Here is a 17,143-nt window from a genome sequence, read left to right as displayed (position 1 = left end):
CCGGGCCGCCGCAACACGCGGCGGCCCGGACCCGAAGTCTTCGCCGCGGTCACGACGCGGCAGCCGCGAGCTGCTCCTCCAGGGCAGCCAGCGTCCGGTAGCAGTTCAGCACCTGGGCGATGGAGGAGTTCGGCTCGCGACCCTCGCGGACGGCGGCGACGAACTCGCGGTCCTGCAGCTCGATGCCGTCCATCGAGACGTCGACGCCACTCACGTCGATCGGCTCGTCGTTCCCGGTGAAGAGGTCGTCGTAACGTGCGAGGTAGGTGCCGGTGTCGCCGATATAGCGGAAGAAGGTGCCCAGCGGACCGTCATTGTTGAAGGACAGCGACAGCGTGCAGATGGCCCCGTTCTCCGCGCGCAGCTGGATCGACATGTCCATCGCGATGCCGAGTTCGGGGTGGATCGGCCCTTGGATCGCGTTGGCCTGCACGATCGGCGAGCCGGTCTGATGGGCGAACAGGTCGACGGTGTGCGCGGCGTGGTGCCACAGCAGGTGGTCGGTCCAGGAGCGCTGCTGCCCGAGGGCGTTGAGGTTCGTGCGGCGGAAGAAGTAGGTCTGCACGTCCATCTGCTGGATCCGGTAGTCCCCGGCCTGGATCCGCTGCCGCACCCACTGGTGGCTGGGGTTGAAGCGCCGGGTGTGCCCCACCATCGCGACGAGCCCGGTGCCCTGCTGCGCGGTCAGGCACGCCTCGGCGTCGGCGAGCGAGGCGGCCAACGGGATCTCGACCTGGACGTGCTTGCCCGCCTCCAGGCAGGCCAGCGTCTGCGCGGCGTGCATCGGCGTGGGCGTGGCGAGGATGACGGCGTCGACGTCGTCCATCGTCAGCACCTCCTCCAACGTCGCGACGCCTCGGCCCACGCCCTGATCCTCGGCGAACTTCCGGGCGTTTTCGAGGGAGCTGCTCACGACGGCGGTCACCTCGACGCCCTTGATACGCCTGAGCGCGGCCGCGTGCTTGGCACCGAAGGCGCCGCCTCCGGCGAGAGCGATCCGGACGGTCCGGTCGTCAGTCATGTCACTCCTTCACGGCGGGCACCTCGGCCCGCGGGTGGTTCTCCAGGATCAGGTGTCCGACGGCCGTGTTGGACGCCGGCACGTGGTAGAAGCGGTGCTTGACCTCGATCTCACCGCTTCCGTCGATGTCGCTCATCGCGCCGCGGGCGATCAGCCACATGACCAGCTCGATGCCCTCCGAGCCCGCCTCCTCGACGTACTCCAGGTGCGGCACCTGCGACAGGCCGGCCGGGTCCTGGACCAGCCGGTCCAGGAAGACGTTGTCCCACTCGCGATTGATGAGGCCCGCCCGGGGGCCCTGCAGCTGGTGGCTCATGCCACCGGTGCCCCACACCTGGACGTTCAGCGGCCTGTCGTAGGACTCGATCGCCCGGCGCAGCGCCTGGCCGAGCCGGAAGCACCGCGCGCCCGAGGGCACCGGGTACTGCACCACGTTGACGTGGAACGGGATCACCTTGCACGGCCACTTCTCGACGTCCCCGAACATCAGTGACAGCGGGACGGTCAGGCCGTGGTCGACGGTCATCTCGTTGGCGAGGGTGAGGTCGAAGTCGGCGCGGATCAGTGCGTGCGCGATGTGCGCGGCCAGCTCCGGATCGCCCTCGATTCCGGGGACCGGCCTGGGTCCGTAGCCCTCGTCGGCGGTGGGGAAGGCCGCGCCGGTGCCGAGCACGAAGGTCGGGATCATCGACAGGTCGAAGGTGGAGGCGTGGTCGTTGTAGACCAGGAAGATCACGTCGGGGGCGTTGTCCCGTTCCCACTGCTTGGAGAACTCGTAGCCCTCGAAGACCGGCCGCCAGTAGGGCTCGTCGGTCTTGTGGTGGTCCATCGCCGCGCCGATCGCCGGTACGTGCGAGGTGAAGACCGCGCCGGTGATGACGGTCTGTCCCTGCGGCGAGCGCCGGTCGGTGTGGGCCGCTTCGAGGACGGCGTGGTCGATCCGGTTGCCGGTGATGGAGCGGCCGCCGGCGACCATCATGTCGCGGTAGTCCTGCTCGGTCATGCCGGTCATCGAGCCTGCCATCTGCTGGAACGACAGCCCCAGCGTCGCACCCCACTTGGCGAGGAAGTAGATGTTGCCGCCCTCCCGTATCGCGGCGTTGAGGTCGCGGTCGAGCAGCGCCTGCTTCTGCTCCTCCCGCAGCGGCCAGGCGTCCAGGTAGGCGCGCTCGTCGGCGAGGTAGCGCTCACGGTTCTCCGCCGTCATCAGCGACATGCAGAACTGGTTGAGGTGGTAACCCTTGGCGGACTGCTCGGCGTCGAAGACGGTCGTCCCCGGGACCAGCTGGTAGCTCTTGTCCAGCGACATGGGTGGGTCCTCCGTTCGTGGGACGGTTCAGTGCGATTCGGGCCAGTACAGGCGCATCGGGTTGTCGACGAGGAGCCGGTGCCGCAGCTCCGGTGTCGGCGCGATGTGCGGCACGAAGTCGACGAGCAGGCCGTCGTCGGGCATGTGGTGGGTGAGGTTCGGGTGCGGCCAGTCGGTGCCCCACAGCACCCGGTCGGGGAACTCCTCGACCACGCGTCGGGCGAACGGGACGACGTCGCGGTAGGCCGTCCGTTCCCCGCCGAGGGCCGGCGGGCCGCTCACCGACAGCCGCTCCGGGCAGGTGACCTTGCACCAGATGTCGGGGCGGGCCCGCATGAAGTCCAGGAACGCCTCGAACTCCGGGCCGTGCGGGTCCTTGGTGACATCGGGCCGGCCCATGTGGTCGACGACCAGCGGCACCGGGATCGAGAGGAGGAACTCGCGCAGGTCGGCGAGGTCGGCCGCCTCGAAGTAGACGACGACGTGCCAGCCGTACGGTCCGATCCGCTCGACGACGTCCCACAGGTCCTGCTGCGGCGCCGCGTCGACGAGCCGCTTGACGAAGTTGAACCGCACGCCGCGCACCCCGGCCTCGTGCAGTTCCCGCAGCTCCTCGTCCGGGACGCCCGGGTGCACGGTGGCGACACCCCGGGCCATGCCGTCGGCGGCGTGCAGTGCGTCCACCAGTGCGCGGTTGTCGGTGCCGTGGCAGGTGGCCTGCACGATCACGTTCCGGCTGAATCCCAAGTGGTCGCGCAGTGCGAAGAGTTGGTCCTTGGAGGCGTCGCACGGGGTGTACTTGCGTTCGGGTGCGTAGGGGAACTGCCCGCCGGGGCCGAAGACATGGCAGTGTGCATCGACCGCGCCGGCGGGCAGTTCGTGTGCGGGGCTGCTGGGATCGGCGTACCAGTCCAGCCAGCCGGGGGTCTTCTCGAAGGTCGTCGTCATCCTCAGTCCTCGTACCGCAGCCCGAGCGCGGCCAGCGGGCCGCGCATGTCGTAGATGTCCAGGCCCAGTTCGCCCGCCCGGAACCGCTCGCGCTTGGCCGCCTCGGCCGCCTCGCGCCCGGCCGCCGCCTCGGCGACCTCGGCGGCCCGCTCGCGCGGCACGACGACGACGCCGTCGCCGTCCGCTACGACGACGTCGCCGGGCCGGACCAGGGCGTTGGCACAGACCACGGGTACATTGACCGAGCCGAGGGTGGCCTTGACCGTGCCCTTGGCGTTGATCGCCCGCGCGAAGACCGGGAAGTCCATCTCCTGGAGGTCGGCCACGTCGCGGACGCCGCCGTCGATGACCAGGCCCCGGCATCCCCGGGCGCGGAAGGAGGTGGCGAGCAGGTCGCCGAAGAAACCGTCCTCGCTCTCGGTCGTGCAGGCGGCGACGACGACGTCGCCCTCGCGGATCTGCTCGGCGGCGACGTGCAGCATCCAGTTGTCGCCGGGCTGCAGCAGGACGGTCACCGCCGTGCCGCACAGCCGGGCCTTGGGGTAGACCGGGCGCAGGTAGGGGCGCATGAGTCCGACCCGGCCCATCGCCTCGTGGACCGTCGCGACGCCGAACTCCGACAGCGCGGCGACCGTCTGGGGGTCGGCGCGGGTGATCGACGTGTGGACGACACCTATGTCGGTGTGTTCCATGCCTTCTTCTCCTGGGTTCAACGGCCGGCTGCGGCGAGGCGGGCGGCGAGGCGGGGGTAGACACGCAGGGCGTTGCCCGAGTAGACGGCGGCCCGCTCCTCGTCCGAGAGGTTCGAGGTGGCGTCGACGTACCGCTTCGTGTCGTCGAAGTGGTGGCCGGTGTGCGGGTCGATGTCGCGGACCGCGCCGATCATCTCGCTGGCGAAGAGGACCGACCGGCTGGGGATCACCCGGGTCAGCAGGTCGACGCCGGGCTGGTGGTAGACGCAGGTGTCGAAGAAGACGTTGTGCAGCAGTGTCTCGGGATCGGGCTTGCCGAGCGCCATCGCCAGGCCGCGGAACCGCCCCCAGTGGTAGGGCACCGCGCCGCCGCCGTGCGGGATCACGAACCGCAGCGTCGGGAAGTCCGCGAACAGATCGCCCTGGACCAGTTGCATGAACGCCGTGGTGTCGGCGTTGAGGTAGTGGGCACCGGTGGTGTGGAAGGCCGGGTTGCACGACGTGCTGACGTGGATCATGGCAGGGATGTCGTACTCGGCCATCGCCTCGTAGAGCGGGTACCAGCTGCGGTCGGTCAGCGGCGGCGCGGTCCACCGGCCGCCCGATGGGTCGGGGTTGAGGTTGACCGTCACCGCACCGAGTTCCTCGACGGCGCGGCGCAGTTCGGGCAGACAGCTTGCGGGGTCGGCGCCGGGCGACTGCGGGAGCATCGCGCCCACCGCGAAGCGGTCGGGGTAGAGCGTGCTGACGCGGTGGACCAGGTCGTTGCAGATCCGCGCCCACACCGAGGAGACCGCGAAGTCGCCGATGTGGTGGGCCATGAAGCTGGCCCGCGGGGAGAAGATCGTCAGGTCGCTGCCGCGCTCGTCCATGAGCCGCAGCTGGTTGCCCTCGATCGCCCGGCGCAGGTCGTCGTCGGTGATGCTGAGGGTGTCGGGGTCGGGTGCGTCGCCGCCGGAGCCGGCCGCCGCCACCTGCCGGTCCCGCCACTGCGCCAACTGCGGCGGTGCGGTGGTGAAGTGACCGTGACAGTCGATGATCATGCGTGCTCTCCTGGAGGGCGTTCGGGGTCAGTCCTGGGCCGCGGGCCAGCCGGTGTACTGCTCGGCGAGGAAGGTGCGGCCGGCCCGGGTGCCCACCGCGTTGTCGAGCTCGCCGAGTTGGCGCCGCAGGTCGAACGGCGTGGCACCGGGCGCGGTGTGCAGCAGCCGAGTCATCCAGTACGAGAAGTTCTGTGCCCGCCAGACCCGCTGGAGGGCGCGCGGCTGGTAGTCGTCCAGCGCGGCCGCGCCCTCGCTGCCGAGCGCCCGCAGCAGGACACCGGCGAGGACCTTCACGTCGTGCAGCGCCAGGTTCAGCCCGCGGGCGCCGGTCGGCGGTACGGTGTGCGCGGCGTCGCCCGCCAGCGCCATCGAGCCCCAGCGCATCGGCTCCTGCACGAAGGAGCGGAACCGCAGCACCGTCTTCTCCAGGATCGGCCCCTCCTTGAGCCGGAAGCCGTCCTCGCCGGCCACCCGGGCCTGGAGCGTCTCCCAGATGCGGTCGTCCGGCCAGGCGTCCACGGACTCGTCGGGGGCGCACTGGAAGTACATCCGCTGCACGGTCTCGGTGCGCTGGCTGATCAGCGCGAACCCGTGCTCGGAGTGGGCGTAGACCAGCTCGGGTGCGCTCGTCGGTGCCTCGGCCATGATGCCGAACCACGCGAAGGGGTACTCCTTGCCGTAGCGCGCCCGCCGGTCCTCGGGGACCAGATCGCGGCACATGCTGCGCGACCCGTCCGCACCGACCACGTACCGCGCCCGGACTTCGTGGCGGGTCCCGTCGGGCGCGGTCCAGCGGACCCGGGGAGCGTCGGTCGTGATGTCGAGGACTTCGGTGTCCCTGACACCGAAGTGGACCGTGCCGCCGTCGCGTTGCCGGGCGTCGGCCAGGTCGACGAACACGTCGGTCTGCGGGTAGAGCCACACCGACGCGCCGACCAGCTCCTTGAAGTCGATGCGGTACGGCCGGCCGCCGAACCGGAGCTCGACGCCCTCGTGCTCGTGGCCGTCGAGCAGGACCCGCTCGGAGACACCGGTCTCGACCAGGTCCCGGGCCGCGTCGGCTTCGAGGATGCCGGCCCGCTGCGTCGTCTCGATCTCGTGCCGGGTGCGGGTGTCGAGCACGATCGTCTCGATCCCGGCGCGCCCGAGCAGATGGGCCAGCATCAGGCCGGCTGGGCCGGCACCGACGACGGCGACGGGGACCGAGGCAACGGTGTCGACGATGGCATCGGCCATGGCATCTCCTGAACGGTGGCGCGGGGTTGCGAAGGCTCCGAACACCCCGAACGCTCGCATCCGGGGCCTCGACCGGTCGCCCCCCTTTCCGTCAGGCGGAAACCTCCCCGGGTTTCAGACCGTCGTCCGGGCCCGCCTGCCGAGCTCCTCGGAGATCCCCCGCACAGCCCTCAGCAGCGGCTCGCGCAGCCCGCGCGCACGGCTCGCACCCCGCGCCGCGATGACGATCCCCAGGGCGGCGCTCACCGGGCCGGCCCGGCCGATCCGCACCGGCGCGGCCACCGCGACCGATCGCTCCGAGAGCTGCCGGTCACTGACGAAGACCTGCTCGCGGCGGATCCGGTCCAGCTGCGCCCGCAGCGCCTTCGGTTCGGTGACGGTGTGCGGGGTCCAGGCCCGGAGCGGCGATTCGAGGACTTCCTCCTGGATCTCCAGGGGCGCGTGCGCCAGCAGCACCCGGCCCATCCCGGTGGAGCCGATGGGAAACCGGGATCCGACCATCGTGACGACCTCGACCGACCCGTGTCCCGCGATCCGTTCCACGAAGACCAGCTCCGTGCCCTCGCGCACCGCGAGCTGGACGTTCTCGTGGGTCGCCTCGTAGAGGTCCTGCATGAACGGCAGCGCCGCGTCACGCAGGATCTGGGTCCGCGGACACCCCGAGGCGATCTCCCACAGGCGCAGCCCGACGTGCCACGACCCGTCCTCCGCGCGTTCGAGCGCTCCCCAGCCCGCCAGCTCCGTGACCACGCGGTGCGTGGTGCTCAAGGCCATGCCCGTACGCTGAGCGATCTCCGACAGTGTCTGCGACGGGTGCTCACGGTCGAAGGCCGCAAGGACCTCAAGGACCTTTCCGGCCGCCGTGCTCCGGGGTGTGATCATCCGGCCAGTCTCGCAGACCGGCGCGAAGCCCCCTGGCCCGCGTCGTACCGGCTGCCGGACCCAAGGAGGCGATGTGAACCAAGAGATCTCCGGGCTGTCCTCGATGGCGACGCGGCCGGTCCTGGCCGACCTCTGCGAACACCTGCGGCACACCTGCGGCATCCCGGTGCGCTTCGAGTCCGCAGGCGGCGTCGAGGTCGCACGGCGGGTGCGCGAGGGCGTCGGGGCCGACCTGCTCGTCCTCGCCGCAGGAGCACTGGCCGAACTGGAGGATGAGGGACTCGTGCTGAGGGGCACGGCGCGCCCGCTCTGGGTCTCCCAGGTCGTCGCCGCGGTACCGGACGGGGCGCCGGTACCGGCGCTCGACTCGGAATCCGACCTGCGGGCCGCGCTCCTGTCTGCGACGGGGATCGCGTACTCCACCGGTCCCAGCGGGACGGCTCTCATCGGGCTGATCGCCCGGCTGGGGCTCACCGGCACGCTCTCGGAGCGGCTCGTCCAGGCACCGGCGGGGGTGCCCGCCGGCAGCCTGCTCTCGTCCGGCCGGGCCGACCTGGCCTTCCAGCAGCGCAGCGAGCTGACGGACCTGCCGGGCGTCTTCGTCGTCGGACCGCTGCCAGGCGACACCGCGATCGACTCGGTCTTCAGCGGGGGCGTCCTGGCGTCCTCCGGCCGACCGGGCCGGGCCCGCACGGTCCTCGACCTCCTCGGCTCCGACACGGCGTCGGGGATCGCCCGCGCCAGGGGCATGCGGGCGGTCGGGTAGCAGGGCCCGACACGAGGCCCCGGAAAGCGCGGAACCACCCGGCGGACGATCGTCACGGCTCTTATGACAACAGCATTGACGTGTCTTTGGCTCCCCCGGTTTCATGGCTCGCACTTCCCCCACCCCCACCCTCCACCCCCAAGGCGGTGATCCCTTGGCATCGACGGCGAAGGCCACGGGCAGCGGTCCGGTCGGCGCCCGGTGGGGTGCCGGGCCGCGGACGATGAGCGCCTCCGCGCAGCGCTGCCCGACCAGCCGCAACGCCGTGTCGACGCGTGTCGACGATCAGTTCGCGGACACTGCGCGTTCGCTCGCCCCGGCCGCTACGACAACGCCGTCGACGTAGACGGGTCTTCTGGGTGGCCGAGTGCTTCCCGGGCGCGGTTGAGGTAGGCGCGGAAGGCGGTGCGCTCCCGGGCCGTGAAGCCCGTGAGCATCTCGTCCTCCAGTTCCCGGACGGCCGGGGCATGGAGGGCCAGCAGGGCGCGGCCGTCGTCGGTGAGGCTGATGACGTGGCGGCGCCGGCTCGCCGGGTCCGGGGACCGGGTGATGAGGTTCCGTCGCTCCAGCGCGCCGACCAGGTCGGACATGGACTGCGGTCTGACGAAGGAGTTGCGGGCGAGCTCGGCCGAGGACATGCCGTCCCGGCGTTCGAGCACGGTCAGCGCGGTGTACTGGAGGGCGGTGACGCCCGAGGGCTTGAGCAGTTCGTCGAGCCGGGCCCGGGTGGCCAGCTCGACCTGCTTCACCGCGTACAGCAGCGACGGCGGAGCGGCGCCCGTCACAAGTCCTCCCCATCGTCAGGAAACCTGTCGAAAATCCTAGCCCAACCCCCTTGCCTGACGGCGGCACACCCTCCGATACTCAGGATTCCTGATAATTGAGGAGCCTTTCTGTGAGTACGCTTTCCATCGAACACCGCGCCGGGGTAGCGGTGTTGACCCTCCGGCGCGCCAGCAAGCGCAACGCCCTCGATGACGCCACCGTGCTGAGCGTCGAGGAGTTCTTCCGGAAGCCGGGCGCCGACGTGCGCGCCGTCGTCCTGGACGCCGAAGGTGACCACTTCTCGGCCGGGCTCGACCTGGGCGAGCTGACCGAGCGCTCCACCGAGGAGGCGCTGGAGCACTCGCTCATGTGGCACCGCGTCTTCGACACCATCGAGGGCGGGCGCGTCCCCGTGGTGGCCGCGCTGAAGGGCGCGGTGATCGGTGGCGGCCTGGAGCTGGCGGCCTCCGCGCACATCCGCGTGGCCGAACCGTCCACGTTCTACGCGCTGCCCGAGGGACAGCGCGGACTCTTCGTCGGCGGTGGCGGCTCGGTCCGGATCCCCCGGCTGATCGGCGCGCACCGGATGGCGGACATGATGCTCACCGGTCGCGTGCTCGACGCCGCCGAGGGCCAGGCCGCCGGCCTCTCGCAGTACCTGACCGAGGAGGGCGGGGCGCGCGCCAAGGCGCTGGAACTCGCGGAGCGGATCGCGGCCAACGCACCCCTGACCAACTTCGCCGTCCTCCAGGCACTCCCGCGGATCGCCGAGGCCTCGCCCGCGGGCGGCTTCCTGCTCGAATCCCTCATGTCGGCGGTCGCCGCCGGCAGCCGCGACGCCCAGGAGCGGATGCGGGCGTTCCTGGACGGCCGCGCCGCGAAGATCGCCGCCGGACCGGGCACCCACCGGAAGGACGCCCGATGAGCGAGATCCTCCGCACCCCCGGCCCCAGGGTCAGGGACGAGTCGGAGATCGGCCGCTACCTCCGCTGGCTGGAGTCGGAGCGGCAGCTGAGCTTCCCCGACTACGACAGCCTGTGGCAGTGGTCCGTCACCGAACTGGACGGCTTCTGGTCGTCGATCTGGGAGTTCTTCGACGTCCGCCCGCACACCCCGCCCACCGCCGCATTGGGCCGCAGGTCCATGCCGGACACCGAATGGTTCCCCGGCGCGACCCTCAACTACGCCGAGCACGCGCTCCGTCGCGAGGGGTCCGCCGCCGACGACGCCGCCGTCGCGCTGGTCGCCCGCTCCCAGACCCGGGCACCGGTCGAGCTGACCTTCGGCGAACTCCGCGACCAGGTCGCCCGGGCGCGCGCCGGGCTGCTGCGCCTCGGCGTCCGCAAGGGCGACCGGGTCGTCGCCTACCTGCCGAACATCCCGGAGACGCTGGTGGCCTTCCTCGCCACCGCGAGCATCGGGGCGGTCTGGGCGGCCTGCGCGCCGGAGTTCGGCCCGCGCAGCGTGGTCGACCGGTTCGCCCAGCTCGAACCGAAGGTGCTGCTGACCGTCGCCGGCTACCGCTACGGGGACCGGGACGTCGACCGCCGCACCGAGGTGGCGGAGATCGCCGCTCAGCTGCCCACCGTCGAGCGGGTCGTCCACGTCGCGTACGGACCGAACGCCCTCCCCGACGCGCTGGGCTGGGCGGAGCTGCTGGCCGAACCGGCCGAACTGTCCTTCGCTCCCGTGCCGTTCGACCATCCGCTGTTCGTGCTCTTCTCCTCCGGCACCACCGGCATTCCCAAGGCGATCGTCCACCGGCACGGCGGGATCCTCCTGGAGCACCTGAAGAACAACGCGCTGAGCTGGGACCTGAAGCCGGGCGACCGGATGCTCTGGTTCAGCACCACCGCCTGGATGCTGTGGAACACCCTCGCCTCGGCGCTGCTCGTCCGCGCCTCGATCGTCATGATCGACGGCAACCCGGTCCACCCCGACCTGCGGGAGCAGTGGCGGATCGCGGAGGAGACGGGGGCGACGCTGATGGGCGTGAGCCCCGGCTACCTCATGGCCTGCCGCAAGGCCGGGATCCGGCCCGCCGAGGAGTTCGACCTGTCGCGGCTGCGGCAGCTCGGCGCGGCGGGCAGCCCGCTCGCCGCCGACGGTTTCCGCTGGGTGGCCGAGCAGTTCGGGGACCGGGTCCTCCTGAACGTCGGCTGCGGCGGCACCGACGTGTGCACCGGCATCCTCCAGGGCAGCCCGCTCCAGACCGTGCGCGCCGGGGAGATCTCCGGCCCCTGCCTCGGGGTCGCCGCGTACGCCTACGACAGCGAGGGCCGGCGGGTCGTCGGCGAGCTGGGGGAGCTGGTGATCACCGAGCCGATGCCGTCGATGCCCGTCGGTTTCTGGGGCGACACCGACGGCTCCCGCTACCGGGCCGCGTACTTCGAGGAGTACCCGGGCGTGTGGCGGCACGGCGACTGGGTCCGGTTCGCCCCCGAGGGCCACTGCGTCGTCGCCGGACGCTCCGACGCCACCCTCAACCGGGGTGGGGTCCGGCTCGGTACCGCCGAGTTCTACGCCGTCGTCGAGGACCTGCCCGAGATCGAGGACAGTCTCGTCGTCCACATCGAGGACCCCGAGGGCGGCAACGGGGAGCTGCTGCTCTTCGTCGCGGGCCCCGTGGAGCTGGACGACGCCCTCCGTACCAGGATCGCCCGCGCGCTGCGGTCGGCGCTGTCGCCGCGCCACGTCCCGGACGTCATCGAGCGGGTACCGGCGATCCCGCGCAACCGCACCGGCAAGAAGCTGGAGGTGCCGGTCAAACGGATCCTCCTCGGCGCGCGTCCCGAGTCCGTCGCCAGCACCGACGTCCTCGCCGACCCACGTTCCCTGGCCGCCTTCGTCGCGTACGCCGCCGGGCGGGCCGCCGGCACCGGGCACGGGAGCGCGTCGTGAGGGTCGCCGTCGTCGGCACCGGGGTCATCGGGGCCTCCTGGACCACGCTCTTCCTGTCGTACGGGCACGAGGTCGTCGCCAGCGATCCCGCGCCCGGCGCGGAGGAGCGCCTCCGGGCGGCCGTCGCCGCCGACCAGCGCCGGCTGTCCTTCACCCCGGACCTCGCCGAAGCCGTCGCGGACGCCGACTTCGTCCAGGAGAACGGCCCGGAGCGTCCCGAGCTGAAGGACGAGGTCTTCGCCGTCCTCGACGCCGCGGCCCCGCCGGGGACGATCCTGGCGAGCAGCTCCTCCGGGCTGCTGCCGTCGCGGATCCAACGGGCCTGCGCGGCCCATCCCGAACGGGTCCTCGTCGGGCACCCGTTCAACCCGCCCCACCTCATCCCGCTGGTCGAGGTCGTACCGGGCGAGCGGACCGGTGAGGCCGCCGTCGAAGAAACCATGCGGTTCTACCGAAGCCTGGGCCGCCGTCCGATCCGGCTGCGCCAGGAACTGCCCGGCCATGTCGCGAACCGGCTCCAGGCGGCACTGTGGCGGGAGGCGTACTCCCTCGTCGAGCGGGGCGCGGCGAGCGTCGCCGACATCGACGCGGCCATCGCCCACGGTCCCGGCCTGCGCTGGGCGCTGCTCGGACCCTTCCTCAACCAGCACCTCTCGGGCGGTGCGGGCGGCATCGCGCACGTCCTGGAGCACCTCGGCCCGCCCATGGAGGAGTGGTGGGCCGACCTCGGCGCACCACGCCTCACCCCCGAACTGACGCGCACGATCACCGAAGGCGTCAGCGACGAGCTGGCCGGGACCGCGGAGGCCGACCTCCTCGCGGAACGCGACGCCCTCCTCTCCCTCCTCCTCGACGCCAAGAACCGGACCGACCACCTGTGAGCACTCCGATGAACCCCACCGATCCGATCGCCATCGACTTCCACGTGCACGTGGAGCAGGACGCCCACGGCCATCTCGCGCTCGACGCGGAGCTGATGGACGCCTCGGCCGCCTACTTCAAGTCCGGCCAGGACCGCACGCCGACCGTGGAGCGCCTGGCCGCGTACTACCGCGAGCGCCGCATGGCCGCCGTGATCTTCACGGTGGACGCCACCACGGGCCTGGGCCACCCCGCCCTGTCCAGCGAGGAGATCGCCGAGGCGGCGGCCGCCCACCGCGACGTCCTCATCCCGTTCGGCTCGGTCGACCCGCACCGGCCGGACGCCGTCGCCCGGGCCCGCTCGCTCGTCCTCGACCACGGCGTCCGCGGCTTCAAGTTCCACCCGAGCCTCCAGGCGTTCGCGCCGAACGCCCGTGAGCACTACCCGCTCTACGAGACGATCCAGGAACTGGGTGTCCCCGCCCTGTTCCACACCGGGCAGACCGGGATCGGCGCGGGCCTGCCCGGCGGGCGCGGCATCAAGCTGCGCTGGTCCGACCCGATGCTCCTGGACGACGTCGCCGCCGACTTCCCCGGCCTGACCATCGTCCTCGCGCACCCGTCGGTGCCCTGGCAGGACGAAGCGATCTCCATCGCCACGCACAAGGCCAACGTCTACATCGACCTGTCGGGGTGGTCGCCGAAGTACTTCCCGCCGCAACTCGTGAAGGCGGCCGGCTCCTTCCTCCAGCACAAGGTGCTGTTCGGCTCGGACTTCCCCGTCGTCACGCCCGACCGCTGGCTGGCGGACTTCGACACCCTCGACATCAAACCGGAGGTCCGCCCCCTGATCCTCAAGGAGAACGCCGTCCGCGTCCTGGCCCTCTGACAGCGCACGCGAAGGCGACCGGGCGCGATGGTTTCCCGGCGCCCCGTTCCTCTCATCGGCAACGCGCCCGACTGCCTGTCAGTGAAGAACCGGGCGGCGGCTCCGTGCGGCGGTCGACGCCGAGGGAGCAGCGCCACCGGCCCGCGGCCATTCCAGCCGGGGCCGGATGCGTCACTCAGGCCCGGCACACCGGGCCCCGCGGTCAGCGAGGGCCTTCTCCTCACCGCCCTCGCCATCGGGACGCGGTCCGGCCGGTCGTCTACATCGACATGCTGTGGATGAAAATCCGCTCCGGACCGGTGCCGTCAAAGCCCGTCCACGCGAAGATCGAGGCCGACGCCGGCAGGACGCACCCGCGCGACAGCGTTGGTCCTGCGAACCGCCGTTGCCCATCGGCTGATCAGCCTCCCTGGCACTCTTCTCAGCGAGCCGGTGGGGTGAGGGCGGTGCGGTCGAACGGGCCGCCGTGTGAAGCGGCGTACGTGACGGCCTCGTTGACGGCATCGAGGCCGAACGACCGGACCCGTTCGGGGGCGAGGTCCAGGGTGCCGGAGGCGAGGAGCCGGATGATGCCGACATTCGCCGTACGCGGATACATCCACTGGCCGCGCACCGTGACCGAGTTGCGCATGATCCACGGGTACGGGAGGGCGAGGTCGTCGCCACCGAGCATGCCGACGCCGCCCATGAGAACGACGCGGCCGTACTCGCGCACGGTCATGGCCGCCCTGCGCGCCGCCGAGCTGGGTGCGCTCGGTGGCAGCAGGTCGATCACCATGTCGATCCGGCCGCCCGCCGCCGCGGACATCGCCGCGCGGTCGCCGGCCTCGTCCCCGGACAGCGGGACCGGGCGCACCCGCGGACCGAACCGGTCGGCGAGGAGGTCGAGCGCGGCCCGGTTGCGGCCCGGCGCGACGACGCGGCCCGCCCCCATGGCGAGCGCGACCGCGACCGCACTGCTGCCGAGGTTGCCGGTGGCCCCGCTGACGAGCAGCGTCTCACCGGCCGCGAGCGCGCCGGCCAGCAGCCCGCCGTAAGGGATGACGTGCACGCCGAGCGCGGCCCAGCGGGCCGGGTCGTCCCCTGCCGCTGCGGGCAGCGGGAAGACGTTCTCCGTCGGGACCCGCATGAGCTCGGCGAACGATCCGTCATGCAGGTACCGGGCGAGCCGCGCGCCGCCCTCGCCGCGAGAGCTCCAGCCCTGGAGCGTGATGTCGGGCGTCAGGGCGTCATCCCGCGAGCGCACCGTGCAGTCGCACCACACGAGGTCACCGGGGCGCAGCCGGGTTGCGTCCGGGCCCACGTGGACGACCCGTCCCACGCCGCCGATCCCGGGCACGACGGGAGGGACCAGGGGGTAGTTCCGCGCGCCGCTGAAGACCTCGGCCGCGTACGGGGCGACCGAGGTGGCGAGCACCTCGACCACCACCTCGCCGCCGCCGGCCTCGGGGTCGGGCACCTCCCGCACCGTCAGCGGGGCACCGAACCGCGTCAGGACTGCTGCTCGCACGTGATGACCTCCGTGTTCGTCCGTCTTTCATCGCGATCGACACTAGGAGCCCCACGGCAATGCGGGAAGCGACGATCCTGCATCCGTGGTATGCGTATGCCGCATGGACATCTCCAGCACAGGCCTGCGCGTCCTGCGGCAGATCGCCGAGTCCGGCAGCTTCACCGCAGCAGCCACCCGGCTCGGCTACACCCAGTCGGCGGTCTCACGCCAGGCCGCCTCGCTCGAACGAAGCGCGGGCACCGCCCTGTTCGAACGCCGCCCCGACGGAGTGCGCCTCACCCCCGCGGGTCTGACCCTGCTGCGCCACGCCCGCACGATCCTGGACTGCCTCACGGCCGCCGAGCGCGACCTCACCGGCACCGTCTCGCGGACCGAACCGGTACGGCTCGGACTGTTCCTGAGCGCGGGCGCCGCCCTCCTGCCTCCCTCGCTCGCCCGCCTCGCGGCAACCGACCCGCAGATCACGGTCACGACCTCCGAGGGCACCACGCCCACCCTGGTCCGGGCACTGCGCGCGGGTTCGATCGACCTCGCCGTGCTGACGTCCCGCCCGCCCCACCGGCCCATGGACGGTGAGTCACCGCGCCTGCACGTCGAGACCGTCACGGACACCGAACTGATCGTGGCAGTGCCTTCGACCGGAGATTTCGCCGGCCGCACCGCGGCGCACGTCGACGAACTGGTCGACGCCCCGTGGATCGCCACCCCGGCGTCGGACGCCGAGCCACTGCTCGGCGTCTGGCCAGGCCTGCCCGGACGGCCGCACATCGTCCACTGCGCGCGCGACTGGCTGACGAAGCTTCAACTGGTCGCCGGTGGCTTCGGGGTGACAACGGTGCCCTCCCGGCTCTCCCCGGTGCTGCCCTCCGGGGTGAGTCTGCTGCACGTCGAAGGCGCACCTCCCGAGATCCGCCGGGTACTCGTGGCGCGACTGCCCGGCCGTCCGACCCCGGCGATCACGGCCGTCACCCGAGCAATCTGCTCGACCGCCTGACGCGTGGCCGCAGCGTCCTCGACGACATGGGGCCCGGGTCCGTCAGCAGTCGTTCCAGCAGGTCGGCCCCGGCGTTGGGGTGCCGACCGCGCCCGCGCGCAGGAGGCCTCCGCGCAGTTCCCCGAAGCGTCGCAGCTCCGCGACGGGCGGCTCGGGATCCGTGAGGGCGAGGAGGCGCGTTCTCGGGTTCGGCTTGTCCACGAGGCCGCGCAGCTCTTGACGCGGGAAGTTGGGGTGGTCAGTCGACCAGCGGGGCCGGACGTGGAAGCGCTCGCCGTGGGGGCGGACCAGCCGCAGCAGGCGCGGTTCGCCGACCGCCTGGCACTGAGTAGTGATGACGAGTGCGACGCCACGGAGGCCGCGCGTACCGCCTATCTGCGGTCCTGGTTCTGGTCCGTCCATGGAGCGGCTGTGCCCCGCCCTCGTCCCGGCTCCGCTTGGGCGCCGGTGTCGGGGCTGTTGTCCGGCCGGGTCCGGGCGCCGTCAGGCTGCCTTCTTCGGCGCGCCGAGCGGTTGCTGCCGGTGCGTCGGGGTTCGGGCTGCTGCTCGTCGTCCGTGCTGCTTCGCCTGCTGTGCGGGTCCTGCTCCGGGTGCTCCCGAGCAGGGGGTGGTTGCGCTCGGTGTGGCGCAGCGGACGGGTGGGCGCTCACCCCGATGCTGCCCGACGGTTGCTTGGCCTGCGGCACACTGACCGAGGCCTTCAGGCAGTGAGCACACATTTCACCTCGACCGAGGAGTCAAGAGCGTGATGACGCAGATGTGGGACTGGTCGTCTCTGCAGACCCTGAGCCAGCCGGCCTCCGAGCTTCCCCCGTACCTGGAACGCCTGGTCACCGGCACTCCCAGGGAGAGCCGCGGTGCCCGCTCGGTTCTGTACTGCGAGGTCGCCAACCAGGGCCAGCTCTACACCGCGGCCGCGGCGTGCGTGGACTTCATCGCCGGGCACGTCCGGGCCGGTGGGCGGCTGAACAGCGCCGCGGTGAGGATCCTGGAGGAGATCCTCGACGCCAGGACCCCGGGTTTGACCGTCGAGGTGGGTGAAAGGACGGTCGACACCGCTGCGTACTGCCGGGCTCGGATCTTGGACGTCGTCCCCGACATCCTGCACACCGCCGATCCGGCGGACCTCGGCCGGTTCGGTGCGGTCTGCTTCCTCGTTCCTCAACTCGCTGACTCCGCACCGCAGATCATCGACTTCCTGCATCGCCACGCCACCCACCCCGTCTCCGCTGTCCGCACGCTCGTTCTCGAAGCGCTGGAAGAAGCGGAGGAGGTCGTGAGGGACGGCCACAACCCCTGAGGACCCTGATCTTCACACCGGCG

The 17,143-nt window shown here is 71.7% G+C and carries 17 protein-coding genes; 7 read left to right on the top strand and 10 right to left on the bottom strand.

Annotated features, from left to right (window positions below):
- Positions 1–49 precede the first annotated feature (49 nt).
- The 7 genes from ABT048_RS17625 to ABT048_RS17595 all read right to left on the bottom strand — a co-directional run bounded on the left by ABT048_RS17625 (position 50) and on the right by ABT048_RS17595 (position 7,131).
- On the bottom strand, positions 50–1,021 hold the full coding sequence (locus ABT048_RS17625) for a Gfo/Idh/MocA family oxidoreductase (protein ID WP_350522299.1): 972 nt from the start codon (positions 1,019–1,021) through the stop codon (positions 50–52).
- Between the two features lies 1 nt (position 1,022).
- Positions 1,023–2,330 (bottom strand): protocatechuate 4,5-dioxygenase subunit alpha, encoded by a 1,308-nt coding sequence (gene ligA / locus ABT048_RS17620; protein ID WP_350522298.1) that lies wholly within the window; start codon positions 2,328–2,330, stop codon positions 1,023–1,025.
- Positions 2,331–2,357: 27 nt separating this feature from the next.
- Positions 2,358–3,278, bottom strand: coding sequence for an amidohydrolase family protein (locus tag ABT048_RS17615; RefSeq protein WP_350522297.1), 921 nt, complete (start codon positions 3,276–3,278; stop codon positions 2,358–2,360).
- A gap of 2 nt (positions 3,279–3,280) precedes the next feature.
- A complete protein-coding gene (ligK, locus tag ABT048_RS17610; protein WP_350522296.1) occupies positions 3,281–3,970 on the bottom strand; it encodes a 4-carboxy-4-hydroxy-2-oxoadipate aldolase/oxaloacetate decarboxylase in 690 nt (229 codons plus the stop codon).
- A gap of 17 nt (positions 3,971–3,987) precedes the next feature.
- The gene (locus tag ABT048_RS17605) at positions 3,988–5,013 is read right to left on the bottom strand and encodes an amidohydrolase family protein (protein WP_350522295.1); all 1,026 of its coding nucleotides are present in this window, start codon (positions 5,011–5,013) and stop codon (positions 3,988–3,990) included.
- A gap of 27 nt (positions 5,014–5,040) precedes the next feature.
- Positions 5,041–6,249 carry a 4-hydroxybenzoate 3-monooxygenase gene (locus ABT048_RS17600; protein WP_350522294.1) on the bottom strand — a complete coding sequence of 403 codons (1,209 nt, stop codon included), beginning with the start codon at positions 6,247–6,249 and terminating at the stop codon, positions 5,041–5,043.
- Positions 6,250–6,363: 114 nt separating this feature from the next.
- Positions 6,364–7,131: an IclR family transcriptional regulator gene (locus tag ABT048_RS17595; RefSeq protein WP_350522293.1), complete on the bottom strand. Its 768-nt coding sequence runs from the start codon at positions 7,129–7,131 to the stop codon at positions 6,364–6,366.
- Positions 7,132–7,204: 73 nt separating this feature from the next.
- Between ABT048_RS17595 and ABT048_RS17590 the strand changes: the two genes are divergently transcribed.
- Positions 7,205–7,897 carry a substrate-binding domain-containing protein gene (locus ABT048_RS17590; RefSeq protein ID WP_350522292.1) on the top strand — a complete coding sequence of 231 codons (693 nt, stop codon included), beginning with the start codon at positions 7,205–7,207 and terminating at the stop codon, positions 7,895–7,897.
- A 323-nt stretch (positions 7,898–8,220) separates the two neighbouring features.
- On the opposite strand, the gene ABT048_RS17585 is transcribed toward ABT048_RS17590, so the two are convergent.
- The gene (locus tag ABT048_RS17585; RefSeq protein WP_350522291.1) at positions 8,221–8,682 is read right to left on the bottom strand and encodes a MarR family winged helix-turn-helix transcriptional regulator; all 462 of its coding nucleotides are present in this window, start codon (positions 8,680–8,682) and stop codon (positions 8,221–8,223) included.
- 110 nt (positions 8,683–8,792) lie between these two features.
- Between ABT048_RS17585 and ABT048_RS17580 the strand changes: the two genes are divergently transcribed.
- The 4 genes from ABT048_RS17580 to ABT048_RS17565 are packed head-to-tail and all read left to right on the top strand — an operon-like array spanning position 8,793 to position 13,313.
- On the top strand, positions 8,793–9,587 hold the full coding sequence (locus ABT048_RS17580; RefSeq protein ID WP_350522290.1) for a crotonase/enoyl-CoA hydratase family protein: 795 nt from the start codon (positions 8,793–8,795) through the stop codon (positions 9,585–9,587).
- Positions 9,584–11,563: an acetoacetate--CoA ligase gene (locus ABT048_RS17575; protein ID WP_350522289.1), complete on the top strand. Its 1,980-nt coding sequence runs from the start codon at positions 9,584–9,586 to the stop codon at positions 11,561–11,563. Before ABT048_RS17580 ends, ABT048_RS17575 begins: the two co-directional genes overlap by 4 nt.
- Positions 11,560–12,444, top strand: coding sequence for a 3-hydroxyacyl-CoA dehydrogenase NAD-binding domain-containing protein (locus ABT048_RS17570; protein WP_350522288.1), 885 nt, complete (start codon positions 11,560–11,562; stop codon positions 12,442–12,444). The genes ABT048_RS17575 and ABT048_RS17570 overlap by 4 nt, the downstream gene beginning before the upstream one ends.
- A gap of 8 nt (positions 12,445–12,452) precedes the next feature.
- Positions 12,453–13,313 carry an amidohydrolase family protein gene (locus ABT048_RS17565; protein WP_350522287.1) on the top strand — a complete coding sequence of 287 codons (861 nt, stop codon included), beginning with the start codon at positions 12,453–12,455 and terminating at the stop codon, positions 13,311–13,313.
- A gap of 421 nt (positions 13,314–13,734) precedes the next feature.
- Here the strand turns inward: ABT048_RS17565 and ABT048_RS17560 are convergent, their stop codons facing one another.
- Complete coding sequence (locus ABT048_RS17560; RefSeq protein WP_350522286.1) at positions 13,735–14,823, bottom strand: alcohol dehydrogenase catalytic domain-containing protein; 1,089 nt, start codon at positions 14,821–14,823, stop codon at positions 13,735–13,737.
- A 103-nt stretch (positions 14,824–14,926) separates the two neighbouring features.
- On the opposite strand from ABT048_RS17560, the gene ABT048_RS17555 reads away from it, so the two are divergent.
- Positions 14,927–15,820 (top strand): LysR family transcriptional regulator, encoded by an 894-nt coding sequence (locus ABT048_RS17555; RefSeq protein ID WP_350522285.1) that lies wholly within the window; start codon positions 14,927–14,929, stop codon positions 15,818–15,820.
- A 42-nt stretch (positions 15,821–15,862) separates the two neighbouring features.
- On the opposite strand, the gene ABT048_RS17550 is transcribed toward ABT048_RS17555, so the two are convergent.
- Positions 15,863–16,222, bottom strand: coding sequence for a hypothetical protein (locus tag ABT048_RS17550; RefSeq protein WP_350522284.1), 360 nt, complete (start codon positions 16,220–16,222; stop codon positions 15,863–15,865).
- 343 nt (positions 16,223–16,565) lie between these two features.
- On the opposite strand from ABT048_RS17550, the gene ABT048_RS17545 reads away from it, so the two are divergent.
- Positions 16,566–17,120: a DEAD/DEAH box helicase family protein gene (locus tag ABT048_RS17545; RefSeq protein WP_350522283.1), complete on the top strand. Its 555-nt coding sequence runs from the start codon at positions 16,566–16,568 to the stop codon at positions 17,118–17,120.
- Positions 17,121–17,143 lie beyond the last annotated feature (23 nt).

The sequence above is a fragment of the Kitasatospora sp. NPDC096140 genome (assembly GCF_040303045.1).
Taxonomy (GTDB): domain Bacteria; phylum Actinomycetota; class Actinomycetes; order Streptomycetales; family Streptomycetaceae; genus Kitasatospora.
Note: the sequence above shows the minus strand (reverse complement) of the source record. Positions and strands in the feature narration are given on the sequence as shown.